1 protein-coding gene is annotated in these 932 nt (G+C 32.2%); it reads right to left on the bottom strand.

Annotation, left to right across the window (positions count from 1 at the left end):
- Positions 1 to 236 precede the first annotated feature (236 nt).
- Complete coding sequence (locus BHE89_RS18710; RefSeq protein WP_128860718.1) at positions 237 to 656, bottom strand: hypothetical protein; 420 nt, start codon at positions 654 to 656, stop codon at positions 237 to 239.
- Positions 657 to 932 lie beyond the last annotated feature (276 nt).

Below are 932 nucleotides of genomic sequence, written 5' to 3'. Positions count from 1 at the left end.
ATTTTTTTGAATCTTCACAGGTAATAGAAATCTCATCAGCAACTTTTTGATAATCTCGTTCTATCTCTTCTAATCCTTGAATCGTGTTATTAAGTGCTTCCTTTGTTTTATTAAGATTGGCACGATAAATTTTTATTTTGACTATCAGGTAATAACTCATGTTCTAATAAGTCAATAAAATCAAAGTATCCCTGTACGCTCTAATAATTCATATTCCAGAAAATCTTGTAAGAATTTTATTTCGGCGTTTTTGCATTTTGAGAACCAGGAACTAAGCAATCTGTTGACGCTAAAAAAGCAGGTAATGCGGTTAAAGAAACAACCTTTTTATAATGGTGCCCCAGTTGTTCACGCATGATTTCATCTAATCCTGCTAGGCTGCTTAATTCATCTTCGGATAATAAAGAACGATTCTTTAATGACAATTTGGGATTTGTTATTTTCTTATTGAAAATAGACCATACTTCAGTTTGTGCATTTAAGTGTAACTTAATTTTTTCTAACGTTCCTATACGGCCTTCATCACCAGTTTGTGGTGGCGCTGCTTTATTAGTGATATAAAATACAGCATGAGCTTGCTGAACGGCATCTTCTATCTGCTTTAAAACAAGCCCTTCTTTTCCTTCAATACCGGGAACATCTAACAATGAAAACACATTCTCTTTTAGTTTTAAATGATAGCGCTTAGTTTCTCGAGTAAAGTCAGCTTGACCATCACCAATAATTTTACCGTCAGCATATTGAATGAGTAATGCGCATTGTTGTTCTGATAGCGTTTTTTAATTGTTGCTGTTTTAACGTTAGCGCTAATTTTTTCATTTTCTAAAGATGTTTATCTTGTTTTTTAATTTGAGCTTTTTTCTTGTGATAATTTATCGTCTAGGTTTGTTAATTTTGCTATATAAAGGCTTCTGTTTTTTCTTTAATCAATA

Origin of the sequence: Shigella sp. FC1967, from assembly GCF_001743005.1 — a bacterium.
In the GTDB taxonomy this organism is placed as follows: domain Bacteria; phylum Pseudomonadota; class Gammaproteobacteria; order Enterobacterales; family Enterobacteriaceae; genus Proteus.
The sequence above is the reverse complement of the archived record's forward strand: the minus strand, read 5'-3'. Positions and strand labels throughout refer to the sequence as shown.